This is a genomic window from Citrobacter sp. wls717, from assembly GCF_005280955.1.
Classification (GTDB): domain Bacteria; phylum Pseudomonadota; class Gammaproteobacteria; order Enterobacterales; family Enterobacteriaceae; genus Citrobacter; species Citrobacter werkmanii.
Genome location: NZ_SZWW01000006.1, coordinates 1 through 14662, shown reverse-complemented (window position 1 = coordinate 14662; position 14662 = coordinate 1). Strand labels below are relative to the sequence as shown.

Genomic DNA, 14662 nt, shown 5'->3' with positions numbered 1-14662 from the left:
ATCTCTGATGAAGATTTTCGTCACTCCACCAGCAATAATTTATAAAGCGGTTGATTTTCTTCAACCAAATCAGCAAGTGTGTAGTTGTCCAGTTCCGTGAGAAAACTTTGCACTGCTTTAGAAAGCGCCTGTTTGAGTCGGCAGGCAGGGGTTATGTGGCAAAACTCGCTGCTACAGTTGACCAGCGATAAGGGTTCCAGCTCGCGAACCACATCACCAATACAAATATCCTTAGCGGGTTTACCCAGGCGGATACCGCCATTTTTTCCTCGAATAGCAGTAACAAAGCCCGCCCGGCTAAGTTGATTGATTATTTTGACCATATGATTACGGGACACGCCGTAGACTTCTGTCACCTCAGAAATACTGGTCATACGTCCTTCGGGAAGTGACGCCATGTAGATTAGCGCACGTAATCCGTAATCGGTGAAACTTGTTAACTGCACATCAACCTCAGGAAAAGGGATAAAACGGATAAACCTGGTGGTATTAATTATATTGATGATAAACCAGCCACCAGCCAGGTCGCTAATTTATTTCAGTTCGGGAAGGAAAAAAGCGAGGAACTTACGTGATTTTAAGCCGGATTCTAATGCAAAACGCATCATCCGGCCTAAGATAGTGCAAGCGCAGCGCCATTCGACGCTACGCCATAACCAGAATTATGCGTCGAACGGGTCGCGCAGGATCATGGTTTCAGTACGGTCTGGGCCAGTTGAGATAATATCAATCGGCACACCGGTCAGTTCTTCAATACGCTTGATGTAGTTCAGCGCCGCCTGCGGCAGACCACTACGTTCCTTCACGCCAAAGGTGGATTCAGACCAGCCTGGCATGGTTTCGTAAATCGGCTCGATACCTTTCCAGTCGTCAGCAGCCAGCGGGGTAGTCGTAACTTCACGGCCATCCGGCATACGGTAAGCGACACAGATTTTCACCTCTTTCAAACCGTCCAGTACGTCCAGTTTGGTCAGGCAGAAGCCAGACAGGGAGTTAATCTGTACTGCACGACGCACGGCAACGGAGTCCAGCCAACCGGTACGACGACGACGACCAGTGGTTGCGCCATACTCGTTACCTTGTTTGCACAGGAACTCGCCAACGTCATCAAACAGCTCTGTCGGGAACGGACCCGCGCCAACACGAGTAGAGTAAGCTTTGATGATACCCAGCACGTAATCCACATAACGTGGGCCCAGGCCGGAGCCAGTCGCCACGCCACCCGCGGTGGTGTTGGAGGAGGTTACGTACGGATAAGTACCGTGGTCGATATCCAGCAGCGTACCCTGCGCGCCTTCGAACATGACGAAATCGCCACGCTTACGCGCCTGGTCCAGCAGATCGGAAACATCAACAACCATAGAAGTCAGGATGTCGGCAATCGCCATCACATCATCCAGCACTTTCTGGTAGTCAACCGCTTCGACTTTATAGAAATTCACCAACTGGAAGTTGTGATATTCCATCACTTCTTTCAGTTTTTCAGCGAAGGTTGCTTTATCAAACAGATCGCCAACGCGCAGACCGCGACGAGCCACTTTATCTTCATAAGCCGGGCCGATACCGCGACCGGTAGTACCGATTGCTTTCTCGCCACGCGCTTTCTCACGAGCGTTATCCAACGCAACGTGATAATCAAGGATCAGCGGACAAGCTTCAGACAGCAGCAGGCGCTCGCGAACCGGGATACCACGATCTTCCAGCCCTTTCATTTCTTTCATCAGCGCGGACGGAGACAGTACAACACCGTTACCGATGATGCTGATGACATTCTCGCGAAGAATACCTGATGGAATAAGATGGAGGACGGTTTTTTCACCGTTGATTACGAGAGTATGGCCTGCGTTGTGTCCACCCTGGTAGCGCACAACATATTTAGCCCGTTCAGTCAGAAGATCGACGATCTTCCCTTTACCTTCGTCACCCCATTGGGTGCCCAGTACGACGACGTTGTTACCCATTTTTCAAAATCACCGTTTGCTTAAAAATGGATTCTACCACCGCTTTTTCAGATATACAGCACTTTTTGCATGCTAAAATCCGCAAATTAGGCTACTTATTGATCAGCCAATCGTTTTCCTCAACATGTAGTAGACCACAACGCCCGCAACCACAAGACCTCCACCAAAACGACGCAAAGTATTTTCGGGGAGTTGCGCCATCGCGGAGATCATTTTCTTCCATGCGCCGGGATAAAGCATCGGACCCAGGCCTTCCAGTACCAAAACCAGCGCGAGCGCCAACAAAATTGTGGAATTCATCCATCGTCCTTATATAAAAAGAAAACCACCGCATCCCTGGGGACGCCGGTGGTTTTGCTGGTTTAAAACCGCTGAAACTATTTTAGCGTGTCGCGGTATTCGGTGTCTTCATGTAGCGGAAGAAATCGCTGTCCGGGCTCATGACCATCACGTCCTGGTTACCTTCGAAGCTCTTCTCATAAGCACGCAGGCTACGGATGAAGGCGTAGAAGTCAGGATCCTGGCTGAACGCGTCGGCAAACAGTTTAGCGGCTTCTGCATCGCCTTCACCGCGCATAATGCGGCCCTGACGCTCAGATTCTGCCAGCGTTTTCGTTACTTCGTAATCCGCCGTTGCACGCAGTTTTTCCGCTTCTTCCTGACCTTGTGAACGATGGCGACGGGCTACCGCTTCACGCTCAGCGCGCATACGGTTATAGATAGCCTCAGACACTTCCGCAGGCAGGTTGATTTGCTTAATACGCACGTCAACCACTTCGATCCCCAACGCTGCCATACTGTTCGGGTTGATGACCGGTACTTTACCGTTCGTTTCAGCCTGAACACGCTCAGCCGCTTCGGCAATCGCACTATCCGCCGCCGGCGTCGCGACTTCATCTTCCGTACCAGCAGAACCGGAGTTCAGCGCGTCACGGACTTCCAGAGTCAGACGACCACGGGAATCGGTAACGATGTCTTTCACGTCGAGACGACCGATTTCAGAACGCAGACGGTCAGAGAACTTACGTTTCAGCAGGACTTCTGCCTGAGAAACATCGCCACCGCCCGTTGCCAGGTAGTAACGGCTAAAGTCACTGATGCGCCACTTGATGTAGGAGTCAACGATCAGGTCTTTCTTCTCTTTGGTGACAAAGCGATCGGCCTGGTTGTCCATGGTCTGAATACGCGCATCCAGCATCTTCACTGATTCAATAAACGGAATCTTGAAGTGCAGGCCAGGTGCAACGACCAGCGGCTTGTTTTCATCGTCACGCAGAACTTTACCAAAGCGCAGCGTAATACCGCGCTCGCCTTCTTTGACCACAAAGACAGACATGAACAGAACTACCAGAACGATGATGATAATCGCAATAACTGACTTACGCATCGTTATTCCCCCTGACGCTGGTAGTCGTTACGCTGCGCGTTCGCGCGGCGTTGGTCCATAATATCGCCCTGACTGGTGGACGAGGTGTTACTTGCTCCAGTGCTGGAGGTCGTCGCTGGCGGCAGACGCAGCAGGTTTGAACTGCTGTCACTCTTTGCTGCTGGCGCACTACCGCCTTTCAGCATTTGATCCAGCGGCAGAACCATCAGATTGCTGCCTTTATCGTTAACCAGGACTTTGCGGGTATTGCTCAGCACTTTTTCCATGGTCTCGATATACAGACGCTCGCGAGTAATTTGCGGCGCGGCTTTATATTCCGGCAGAATTTTCGCGAAGCGCGCCACTTCACCCTGAGCTTCCAGGATGGTTTGCGTTTTGTAAGCACGCGCTTCTTCCAGAATACGCTGCGCCTGACCGTTCGCTCGCGGCTGAACTTCGTTGGTGTACGCTTCCGCTTCACGGATGTACTGCTGTTCGTTTTCGCGCGCGGCAATCGCATCGTCAAACGCGGCTTTTACCTCTTCCGGCGGACGTGCGGCCTGGAAGTTGACGTCCAGCAGGGTGATACCCATGTTGTACGGACGGATCGTTTCTTCCAGTTCACGCTGGGTATCGCTACGAATAACGGTACGCCCTTCGGTCAGGATACGGTCCATAGTGTACTTCCCGATAACGCCACGCAGTGCGCTGTCGGTTGCCTGACGCAGGCTGTCATCCGCGCTGGTTACGCTAAACAGGTAACGCTGCGGATCGGTCACACGGTACTGCACGTTCATTTCAACGCGCACAACGTTTTCGTCAGATGTCAGCATGACGCCAGATGCGGCAAGTTCACGCACGGCTTCAACGTTGACCGGGGTCACTTCGTCGATAAAGGTCGGTTTCCAGTTCAGACCCGGCTCAACCAAATGGCTGAATTTACCGAAGCGTGTCACCACGCCGCGTTCCGCTTCTTTAATGGTGTAGAAACCGCTGGCCGCCCAGATTATGACGATAGCGGCCGCAGCGATAGTAAAGACCCGACCGCCCAGTTGCGGACGCGGACCTTGCGATGAACTACCGCCGCCAGAACCAGTACCTTTACCGCCGCCCAGACCACCGAGCTTTTTGCTCAGTTTGCGGAAGATATCATCCAGATCGGGAGGTCCCTGATCGCGCCCACCTTTGTTTCCATTTCCCTCAGGGTTGCCGCCAGGTTTGCTGCTTCCCCACGGGTCGCGGTCTTGTCCGTTATTACCGGGCTGATTCCACGCCATTTTTGTGCTCCATATTTGTTATGCGATGCTATACCTGCGTCTTTTGTGCTGCCGATGCGTTGGCTACGCAAAATCCACAAGGTATAGAGGCGAAAAAATCTTCAGGCCATATCCGTCAGATCAGACAACATAGTCTTCCAGTGCCGGTTCTTGTTTACAGAGGCGACGCCAGTCTACGATCGGCATACGAACCTGCAGACCTACGCTGCCGTCCTCCTCCATCCACTCTTTTTCTATTGCCTGAAGTTGATAAAACCGGCTTCTCAGACGCCCTTCCTGCGGCGGCAAACGCAACGTATGCTGCGCCACCTCACCGGAAAGCCGCTCAGTCAAAGCCTGAAAAAGCTGTGGTATACCTATTCCCGTTTGCGCTGAAACCCAAACGCGAATGGGTTTATTCTCTTCATCTCTGTCGATACGCGGTTCAAAGTCATCCAGCATATCGATTTTATTCATCACCAGCAGGGTCGGGATCTCATGCGCATCGATCTCCTCAAGCACCGTATCGACGGCCTCGATGTTTTCTTGCACACGAAAATCTGCTGCATCAATAACGTGCAGCAGCAATGTCGCCTGACGTGTTTCCTGCAAGGTGGCTTTAAATGCCGCCACCAGGTCGTGCGGTAAGTGACGGATAAACCCTACGGTATCCGCCAGCACGGTTTCACCGACATCCGCGACGTCGATCCGCCGCAGGGTCGGGTCCAGGGTCGCAAACAGTTGATCCGCTGCGTAGACCCGGGCTTCAGTTATCTGGTTGAACAGGGTGGATTTTCCGGCGTTGGTATATCCCACCAGTGATACGGTCGGGACATCCGCTTTCTTACGCGACTGTCGCCCCTGCTCACGTTGCTTTTCAACTTTTTCCAGGCGCGACTGTATCTGCAAAATGCGATTACGCAGCAAACGACGGTCGGTTTCGAGCTGGGTTTCACCCGGACCGCGCAAACCAATCCCGCCCTTTTGCCTTTCAAGGTGGGTCCAGCCACGGACCAAACGCGTAGCCATATGGCGCAGTTGCGCCAGCTCAACCTGCAACTTACCCTCATGGGTTCGCGCACGCTGGGCAAAAATATCCAGAATAAGACCAGTCCTGTCGATAACCAGACACTGGCACAATTGTTCCAGGTTACGTTCCTGGGCAGGGCTTAGAGCATGATCAAAAATCACCACCGCAGCGCCAGTCGCTTTTACGGCTTCGGCAATTTCGATTGCCTTGCCTTCACCAACAAAATACTTCGGGTGCGGTGCTTTACGGCTCCCGGTAATCACCTGCATTGCTTCGACACCGGCGGAAGAGACCAGAGATTCAAACTCCTGGAGGTCTTCCATATCTTTGTCTTGCGAAAAATAGATGTGTACCAGTACCGCCTGCTCACCGGCATCATAACGGTCAAACAAGCGTCAACCCCTTAATATGTATCAACGGGGAACGCAGGTTCGCTGGCTCCCCGTATGTAAAACAGCAATCAACCTTATTCGGTTTCTTCGCTGTCCTGTTGCGCAGATGAACCTTGCGCGTTGCTACCGTGATGGTAGTTGCTGCCAGTGCCGCCGGTGGCATTATTGCTGTGATGGGAAACCGGGCGAGACGGGACAACAGTAGAAATCGCGTGCTTATAAACCATCTGGCTGACCGTGTTTTTCAACAGGATCACGAACTGATCAAAAGACTCGATTTGACCTTGCAGCTTAATACCATTCACCAAATAAATAGAAACTGGAACACGTTCCCGACGCAGTGCGTTCAGGAACGGATCTTGTAAAGATTGCCCCTTAGCCATTCTCTCTTTTCCTTATATGCTTATTTGTACTTTGAACCTTTCGATTCTGAAAAATTGCGCACGATACGTTTCAATTGTACACATTCAGTTCGCGATAGCACCAACAACCTGTAATACTTCGTTTCGCGCCTGGTCAGGCTTTTCACTGTCAAGCCAGTGCACCCCTTCCCAACCACGCAACCAGGTCACCTGCCGCTTCGCCAACTGCCTCGTGGCGCAAACACCTCTATAAACCATTTCATCGTATGAAATTTCGCCTTCAATGTATGACCACATCTGGCGATATCCGACACAACGAATGGAAGGCAAATCCGTATGCAAATCTCCACGGGCAAAAAGCGCCCGGACTTCTGCTTCAAAACCTGAAGCTAACATCTGATGAAAACGCTGCTCAATTCGCTGATGGAGCAGTTCACGGCTCGCCGGGGCGATTGCAAACTGATGCACCTCATACGGCAAAGCATCTCCTGACGTTTGCGTCAGCTCCGTTAAAGTTTTACCCGAAATGAAAAAAACTTCCAGTGCCCGGGAAAGTCTTTGCGGATCATTTGGATGAATACGCGCGGCAGCTACGGGATCGATCTCCTGAAGCTGTCGGTGTAACGCATCCCACCCATGCTCTGCCGCCTGCTGCTCAATTCTGGCCCTGACGTCCGGGTCCGCCGACGGTAACGGCGACAGCCCTTCAAGCAAGGCTTTGAAATATAACATTGTGCCGCCCACCAGCAGCGGGATACGCCCCGCGGCGGTGATATCGGCCATCTCGGCTAACGCATCGCGGCGAAAATCCGCAGCAGAGTACGCTTGCGACGGATCGCGAATATCCAGTAATCGGTGCGGCGCGGCCTGTAATTCATCTGCATCAGGCTTGGCTGTACCGATATCCATCCCTTTGTAAATAAGGGCGGAATCAACGCTTATCAACTCTACAGGCAAAACTTTACGCAATTCAATTGCGAGCGCTGTTTTACCGGAGGCCGTTGGCCCCATTAAAAAAATCGCCTTTGGCAGGCTCGCCTTACGGGTATCACTCATGTTTCAGGGCATTCATTACCGAATGTAAATCAACAGGTTGTAACAGACCACCCGGCGGCGCCTTCACGAGTTGTGGGCAAAGCCGCTCAACATCCGCTAACAGCGTAATCGCCTGGGCCATGCTCCACTGCGGATGCTCGCTAATCAGGTTACGTGCAATCCACTGTGCAATATTGCCCGGCTCGAATACGGACTGCTGCGCCAGGTAGCCTATCAGTTCAGGAATCAAGATTTGTAAATTTTGTTGGCGTAAGGGTAAAGGCACTGCCCGGATGGTCACATGCTGCGCATCCAGTTGAAATTCAATGCCCAGATCGGCCAGTTGGCTCTGCCCTTTCTGCAGCGCCGCTTTTTCATCGGCGGTCACTTTTAGACGTAAAGGAATCAGTAATGGTTGGGCGCAAACAGCCCCCTGTCCAGGCGTTAATTGCGCCTGACGCAGCCAACGTTCCGCCACAGGTAATGCCAGTAACCGAATATGACCATCGCATTCGAGTAATGCACAGTCCGCACCGACAATCGTTAGCACCCGACCAAACCCCTGACTGTTGCCGGTCAGAGGAGCCGATGGCGCTTCAGATACCGGCGCTTTACGCGTTGGAACTGGCGTCTGCAGCAGTTGCTGATAAATCTCACCCTGCTGCTTTTGATATCCAGGCTGGGCATGAGGCCAGCTGGCGCCCGCCTGACGACCACCACCGCCAGCGGGGGCAGAGTAGCGAGGTGCAGCAGCTTCACGCGCCGGAGCGGGCTCGGCAAAATGGTTACGTCCGGCTGCAACGCGGTTTTCCGGGATGTGCCGTGGGGCAGGTTCGTCGTCATCAGCCAACGGCAGCGGCGTTTCAAGCTGCTGTTGCAGAACGCTCAATACGCCCTGGTAGATAAAATCATGCACCAGACGCGACTGATGGAAACGGACTTCATGCTTGGCGGGATGCACATTAACATCCACCTGATGCGGATCGATTTCCAGATATAAAACAAATGCCGGCTGCTGATCGGCGCCCAGCTTATCTTCACAGGCCTGGCGGATAGCGTGGTTGATCAGGCGGTCACGCATCATCCTGCCATTCACGTAACAGTACTGGATTTCCGCCAGCGCCGTCGTTGTGTGGTGAGGATCGGCTACCCAGCCCCGTAGCGTCAAATCGCCATGCTGCCATTCAATCGCCAGCGCATGTTCCAGAAACGGCATACCGCAAATCGCGCCCAGACGGCGCTCTTTTTGTCCATCCGCAGCCACTGCACGGTACTGACGCACCACTTTGCCGTTGTGCGACAAATTAATCGTCACATCAAAACGCGCCAGCGCAATGCGGCGGATAATCTCATCGATATGATTAAATTCGGTTTTCTCGGTGCGCATAAACTTGCGCCGTGCCGGGGTGTTGTAGAACAGATCCAACACCTCCAGCGTGGTACCCACCGGATGCGCGGCGGGTTTAACCGTGACATCCATGTCGCGTCCTTCAGCATAGGCTTGCCAGGCTTCAGGCTGCTCTTGCGTGCGCGACGTCAGGGTTAAACGAGAGACCGAGCTAATACTGGCTAACGCTTCGCCGCGAAACCCAAGGCTCACGATGGCTTCAAGATCGTCAAGCGAGGCAATTTTACTGGTGGCATGACGCGCCAGCGCCAGCGCCAGCTCGTCTTTTTTAATCCCGCAGCCGTTGTCACGAATACGAATAAGCTTCGCGCCGCCGCGTTCGATATCAATATCAATACGCGTCGCGCCGGCATCGATACTGTTTTCCACCAGTTCTTTCACCACTGACGCAGGCCGTTCTACCACCTCGCCCGCGGCAATCTGGTTCGCCAACTGTGGCGGTAGAACCTGAATCGGCATGGCTAATCCTTAATTTGTTAACGTGTTGCCAGGCGACACGGCGCTGGCGGTTTGCGCCGGTGCGCCCTGTGGCCCGGTTTGCATCGGGTGCGCCTGGAAATAGTTACGTAATCCTTTGTAAATCGCCTCGGCCAGTTGCTGCTGGTAATCATCGCTCGCCAACAGACGCTCTTCGCTGTTGTTACTGATAAAGCCAGTTTCAACCAGCACTGACGGGATATCCGGCGAACGCAATACGCCCAGGCTGGCATGTTCCGGCCGACGTTTATGCATTGAGCCAATACGTTCTAACTGACCGATCATGCTGGTCGCCACATCATACCCGACGCGTTGCGAATGACCGAACTGCAGATCCAGCACGGCTTGGCTGAGGTAAGGATCGGCCTGGCTGTTGGCCAGCACATCGCCCGCACCACCTAACAATTCTGATTGCTTCTCATGCTGTTCCAGCCAGCCAGCCATTTCACTGTTCGCCCGGCGGTTTGACAGTACCCAGACGGAAGCGCCAGTGGCATCCCGGTTTGGCGCGGCGTCAGCATGAATCGAAACCAGGAAGTTGGCGTTTTGTTTACGCGCAACGTCGGAACGTCCCATGACCGAGATGAAGTAATCGCCATCGCGGGTGAGGACGCCTTTAAACATCGGGTCATCATTCAGCAAACTGCGTAGTTTACGCGCCACGGCAATCGTGACATTTTTCTCACGCGTACCACCGGGACCAATTGCGCCGGGATCCTGTCCGCCATGCCCGGCATCAATGGCGATAACCACTTTGTCGCCGCTATTGGTGCTGGCGCGCGCCGCAGGTCGCGTGGACGTATTACTGCTGGTAACCGCCGTAGTGCGATCGTTTTCCGCTTTAAACGGATTACGTGCAGGCTCGGCAGGGCGCGGGGCGACAACCGGCGCTTCGACACGTTTCGCAACCACCGGAGGCGGTGGAGGCGGCGGTGGCGCATCGGCCTTGATGGTAAACACGACGGTATAATTACCGCCGTTCTGGCGTTTTACGGCATCGGCTTTGCCGTTCTCGGTTAAATCCACCAGCAGGCGCAGAGACTGCGCGTCTTTTGGCGTACCGGAACGGATAGATTTGACCAGATTATTACCGCTAAACAGCAACGGTAATCCCTGAATCACACCGGTTTGTTTAATATCCAGCGCGACGGTTCGTTTCCCATCCTGCGAAACGGCGTATTCAGGATCGCCGATAAAACTCAGCGTAATCCGCGCCTGTTGATCGCCGTTGGAAACCTGAAGATCGGAGAGGCTGGCGGCCCCTGCCTGCGCGCACAGCAGGACCAGGGTTGCCATCAGCCAGTTTCTGATGCGATAAATCATCCCGCCACCCTTAAGGTTAATCGGCTAAACGCGCCAGCAATAAATCACCCGATGAGGAGACTGCGCTTACGCGCGCCTCTCGACCTTGTGCCTGGTATTCGATGTGTATTTCGACGTCCGGGTCTGGCAGAACACCTTTACCTTGTTGCGGCCATTCCACCAGGCAGATGGCATCATTGGCAAAATAATCGCGGATCCCCATAAATTCCAGCTCCTCCGGGTCCGCAAGTCGATACAGATCGAAGTGATAAACCATCAAATTATCGAGCGAATAGGGTTCAACCAGCGTGTAAGTCGGGCTTTTGACATTACCTTTATGACCTAACGCCTGCAGGAATCCACGGCTAAAAGTGGTTTTGCCCGCTCCCAGGTCGCCGTACAAATAAATTACCGTCGCGCCGTCACAGGCTTTGGCTACCCGCAGTCCCAGGTCTAAAGTCGCCTGTTCATCAGGTAGTGGAATTACTCGATTCATCATGATAAACGTCAATCACATCAGGGTTAACAATACGCTGTAGCGTAGTAAAGAGATCGGTCGCCAGCATGCCGCGCGTACCAAAACGCGCCGCCAGCACATCCGCCGCCGCACCGTGCGCAACACATCCCGCACATGCTGCATCATACGGGGTAAGCTTCTGTCCGAGCAATGCGCCAATAATACCGGAAAGCACATCACCCATTCCGCCGCTGGCCATGCCTGCATTGCCGGTATCAATAATACCCAACTCAGCCGGTTCAGCAGCAACAACCGTACCCGCGCCTTTCAGCACTACCACGCCTCCGTACCGTTTTACCAGACGTTGTGCACAAAGTAAGCGATCGTCTTCAATTTCTGCAATGGAACAGCCCAGCAGTCGCGCGGCTTCTCCCGGATGCGGCGTGATCACGCGATTGTGACGTTTATCGGGGTTGATTGCCAGCAGGTTCAGCGCATCGGCATCCCAGAGCATCGGTTTGCGAAAATTCTCGACCTTTTGCAGCGCTTTTTTGCCCCACTCCTGCTGACCAAGCCCAGGACCAATGACGACAACATCCGCCCACGCCAGGCTTTCATCCAGAGTCTGCGGCGTTAGCGTATCAACCATCAGTTCCGGCCTGGCGGTCAGAATCGGAGCGATGTTTTCACTGCGGGTCAGCACTTTGACCAGCCCGGCTCCTGCACGCAGCGCCGCTTCACCGGCCATACGTATTGCGCCTGCCGTCCCGTGGTCCCCGCCGATAATCACCAGCCGACCGTGGGAACCTTTGTGCGAGGTAGGTCGGCGTGGCGTCAGCCAGTGCGTAAGCTGTAGAGCATCAAAACGTTGAATTGGCGCACTCTGCCCAGCCAGCCAGTCGTCCAGCCCAAGCGCGTTAACATGCAGGCGTCCGGTGACATCGCGCGCTTTACCGGTTAACAGGCCTGGTTTGAGCGCAATAAAGGTGACGGTATGCGCCGCACTGATGACCGCACCCGGTGTCGCCCCTGTTTGCGCCAGCAGGCCGGAAGGAATATCTATCGCCACGATGGGGGCTGGGTAAGTATTGGCACGTTCAATCAATACCGAGAGAGCCTCACGCGGCGCGTGTTTTAAGCCAGTCCCTGACAGCGCGTCGATGATGACGTCCACGCTACCAGGCCAGGTGATATCCGCAGCATGAATGACGCCACCGGCGTTAAGCCAGGCATCGCGCGCCTGCTGTGCTTCCTCCGGAAGTGGTTTGTCACTCTCTTGCGCCAGCAGCGTGACCTCAAGCCCCTGCGCTTTAGCAAGCCTTGCCACTACGTAGCCATCGCCGCCGTTGTTGCCATGACCGCACAGCACCAGCCAGTGTTGAGCGTGCGGATAGGCTTCGCGGGCGACCTGAAACGCGGCCTCTCCCGCCCGTTGCATCAGTTCGTACAACGTCAGCCCTAAGCTGTCTGCCGCCTCTCGCTCCATCCGCCTGATGTCATCGGCGTACCAGATGGAGTGTGGTATACTTGCGGGGTTTTTCTTCATTGTATGGTCCGTCATGTCAGAGCCCCTCGATCTCAATCAGTTAGCGCAAAATATTAAGCAGTGGGGGCTGGAGCTTGGCTTTCAGCAGGTCGGTATTGCCGTTACCGACCTCAGCGAAGCGGAGCCCAAACTGCAGGCCTGGCTGGATCAACACTATCACGGCGAGATGGACTGGATGGCCCGTCACGGCATGATGCGCGCCCGACCTCACGAATTATTGCCCGGTACGCTACGTGTCATCAGCGTACGTATGAACTATCTCCCTGCCAAGGCGGCCTTTGCCAGCACGTTGAAAAACCCCTCTCTGGGTTACGTCAGTCGCTACGCGCTTGGGCGCGACTACCATAAGCTGCTGCGTAACCGCTTAAAAAAGCTGGGCGAGATGATTCAACAACACTGCGTTTCGCTGAATTTTAGACCTTTTGTCGATTCCGCGCCCATTCTTGAGCGTCCGCTGGCGGAAAAAGCCGGGCTTGGCTGGACAGGTAAGCACTCACTTATCCTTAATCGCGAAGCCGGTTCATTTTTCTTCCTTGGTGAATTACTGATCGACTTGCCCTTGCCGGTCGATAAGCCAGTAGAAGAAGGATGCGGGAAATGTGTCGCCTGTATGACCATCTGTCCCACCGGGGCCATCGTTGAACCCTACACCGTAGATGCGCGCCGTTGTATCTCTTATCTCACTATCGAACTGGAAGGCGCTATCCCTGAAGCGTTTCGTCCCTTGTTGGGGAATCGCATTTACGGCTGCGATGATTGTCAGCTCATTTGTCCCTGGAACCGCTATTCGCAGTTGACGGTCGAGGATGACTTTAGCCCACGCAAGCAGCTTCATGCTCCGGAGTTAATAGAGCTGTTTAGCTGGAGCGAAGCGTGGTTTTTAAAAGTCACTGAGGGGTCTGCCATTCGTCGTATCGGTCATCTGCGCTGGCTGCGAAATATCGCTGTTGCGTTGGGCAATGCCCCCTGGGATGAAGCCGTAATTAACGCTCTGGAAAACCGTAGAGGTGAGCACCCACTTCTCGACGAACACATAGAGTGGGCGGTTGCTCAGCAAATTGAGAAGCGAAACGCCTGCGTAGTTGAGGTGCAGTTGCCGAAGAAACAACGTTTAGTCAGGGTCATCGAAAAGGGTCTACCGCGCGATGCTTAAGTCATCCACAGCTTGTGTATAAAAATAAAAACACATTGATATTCAAGAGGGAAAAAATCGTCAAGTGATCGCATTAACAATTTGAAATGATAATTAATCCAGTAATTTCAATGTGTTAAAATGATACTATTAACCAAGCGAAGTTTTTTGCATTCCAGGAATAATACCCGGACCTGTGGATAAGTCTGTTTACAAGAGTATGTCAACGACGAAACAAAACGTCCCCAACGCGATTCTTCGTTGTGGATATTTTTTTTGAGGTAAGAATTTGGAGCGGGAAACGAGACTCGAACTCGCGACCCCGACCTTGGCAAGGTCGTGCTCTACCAACTGAGCTATTCCCGCATAATCTTCGTCTTTCGAACCGCTACTGCGTTGGCTGCCTTCACTCGCCTTAGTCACTTACTTCAGTAAGCTCCTGAGGACTCATTCAGTTGCCGCCTTGTCGCAATTCGAAATCCTGCGATTGGTGGTCTGTGCTTAATAAGCACTTTCAAATTTTGGAGCGGGAAACGAGACTCGAACTCGCGACCCCGACCTTGGCAAGGTCGTGCTCTACCAACTGAGCTATTCCCGCTTGGGTGCGTCTGTGCTTAACAAGCACTTTCAAATTTTGGAGCGGGAAACGAGACTCGAACTCGCGACCCCGACCTTGGCAAGGTCGTGCTCTACCAACTGAGCTATTCCCGCAAATCTGTACTGCTTTTGTTGCTGCCGTAACGCGTAATTCTCTGTCGTTACGGGAGGCGCATTATACGAGAAATCCGTTTAGCTGCAACCCCCCTAAAAGCGATTTTCTTGTTTTTTCGTTTAAGTGCTGAATTTATCGGCAAGTCGTTTAATTTAGCGACAATCCCGACTTAGTGCAAGCTCGCAGGAACGATTTTCGTAGGCCGGGTAAGGCGCAGCCGCCACCC

At 53.5% G+C, this 14662-nt stretch carries 13 protein-coding genes and 3 tRNA genes; 1 reads left to right on the top strand and 15 read right to left on the bottom strand.

What is annotated here, in order from left to right; genetic code table 11:
• Positions 1–20: 20 nt before the first annotated feature.
• From nsrR to nnr, 12 genes are all read right to left on the bottom strand, one after another.
• Entirely contained in the window at positions 21–446 is a 426-nt protein-coding gene (gene nsrR / locus FDX09_RS02470; protein ID WP_038636528.1) for a nitric oxide-sensing transcriptional repressor NsrR, read from the bottom strand.
• A 216-nt stretch (positions 447–662) separates the two neighbouring features.
• Positions 663–1961 (bottom strand): adenylosuccinate synthase, encoded by a 1299-nt coding sequence (purA, locus tag FDX09_RS02465; RefSeq protein WP_003025606.1) that lies wholly within the window; start codon positions 1959–1961, stop codon positions 663–665.
• Positions 1962–2063: 102 nt separating this feature from the next.
• Entirely contained in the window at positions 2064–2261 is a 198-nt protein-coding gene (locus FDX09_RS02460; RefSeq protein ID WP_006686310.1) for a DUF2065 family protein, read from the bottom strand.
• Between the two features lie 82 nt (positions 2262–2343).
• Positions 2344–3348 (bottom strand): protease modulator HflC, encoded by a 1005-nt coding sequence (gene hflC / locus FDX09_RS02455; protein WP_003830491.1) that lies wholly within the window; start codon positions 3346–3348, stop codon positions 2344–2346.
• Positions 3349–3350: 2 nt separating this feature from the next.
• Complete coding sequence (gene hflK / locus FDX09_RS02450; RefSeq protein ID WP_069324734.1) at positions 3351–4604, bottom strand: FtsH protease activity modulator HflK; 1254 nt, start codon at positions 4602–4604, stop codon at positions 3351–3353.
• A 120-nt stretch (positions 4605–4724) separates the two neighbouring features.
• Positions 4725–6005: a ribosome rescue GTPase HflX gene (hflX, locus tag FDX09_RS02445; protein WP_003025589.1), complete on the bottom strand. Its 1281-nt coding sequence runs from the start codon at positions 6003–6005 to the stop codon at positions 4725–4727.
• 74 nt (positions 6006–6079) lie between these two features.
• Positions 6080–6388, bottom strand: coding sequence for an RNA chaperone Hfq (hfq, locus tag FDX09_RS02440; RefSeq protein ID WP_003025584.1), 309 nt, complete (start codon positions 6386–6388; stop codon positions 6080–6082).
• An 84-nt stretch (positions 6389–6472) separates the two neighbouring features.
• Positions 6473–7423: a tRNA (adenosine(37)-N6)-dimethylallyltransferase MiaA gene (miaA, locus tag FDX09_RS02435; protein ID WP_038636521.1), complete on the bottom strand. Its 951-nt coding sequence runs from the start codon at positions 7421–7423 to the stop codon at positions 6473–6475.
• Positions 7416–9269 carry a DNA mismatch repair endonuclease MutL gene (gene mutL, locus FDX09_RS02430; protein ID WP_137346741.1) on the bottom strand — a complete coding sequence of 618 codons (1854 nt, stop codon included), beginning with the start codon at positions 9267–9269 and terminating at the stop codon, positions 7416–7418. Before mutL ends, miaA begins: the two co-directional genes overlap by 8 nt.
• Positions 9270–9278: 9 nt before the next feature.
• Entirely contained in the window at positions 9279–10610 is a 1332-nt protein-coding gene (gene amiB, locus FDX09_RS02425) for an N-acetylmuramoyl-L-alanine amidase AmiB (protein WP_038636515.1), read from the bottom strand.
• A gap of 16 nt (positions 10611–10626) precedes the next feature.
• Entirely contained in the window at positions 10627–11088 is a 462-nt protein-coding gene (gene tsaE / locus FDX09_RS02420; protein ID WP_008786002.1) for a tRNA (adenosine(37)-N6)-threonylcarbamoyltransferase complex ATPase subunit type 1 TsaE, read from the bottom strand.
• Positions 11060–12607, bottom strand: a complete 1548-nt coding sequence (gene nnr / locus FDX09_RS02415; protein ID WP_137346740.1) for a bifunctional ADP-dependent NAD(P)H-hydrate dehydratase/NAD(P)H-hydrate epimerase — start codon at positions 12605–12607, stop codon at positions 11060–11062. The genes tsaE and nnr overlap by 29 nt, the downstream gene beginning before the upstream one ends.
• Here nnr and queG point away from each other — a divergent pair.
• Positions 12606–13745 (top strand): tRNA epoxyqueuosine(34) reductase QueG, encoded by a 1140-nt coding sequence (queG, locus tag FDX09_RS02410; protein ID WP_137346739.1) that lies wholly within the window; start codon positions 12606–12608, stop codon positions 13743–13745. The genes nnr and queG overlap by 2 nt on opposite strands.
• Before the next feature lie 269 nt (positions 13746–14014).
• On the opposite strand, the gene FDX09_RS02405 is transcribed toward queG, so the two are convergent.
• The 3 genes from FDX09_RS02405 to FDX09_RS02395 all read right to left on the bottom strand — a co-directional run bounded on the left by FDX09_RS02405 (position 14015) and on the right by FDX09_RS02395 (position 14435).
• Positions 14015–14090, bottom strand: a tRNA-Gly gene (locus FDX09_RS02405).
• A gap of 156 nt (positions 14091–14246) precedes the next feature.
• Positions 14247–14322, bottom strand: a tRNA-Gly gene (locus FDX09_RS02400).
• Between the two features lie 37 nt (positions 14323–14359).
• Positions 14360–14435: transfer RNA gene (locus FDX09_RS02395), tRNA-Gly, on the bottom strand.
• Between the last annotated feature and the right edge of the window lie 227 nt (positions 14436–14662).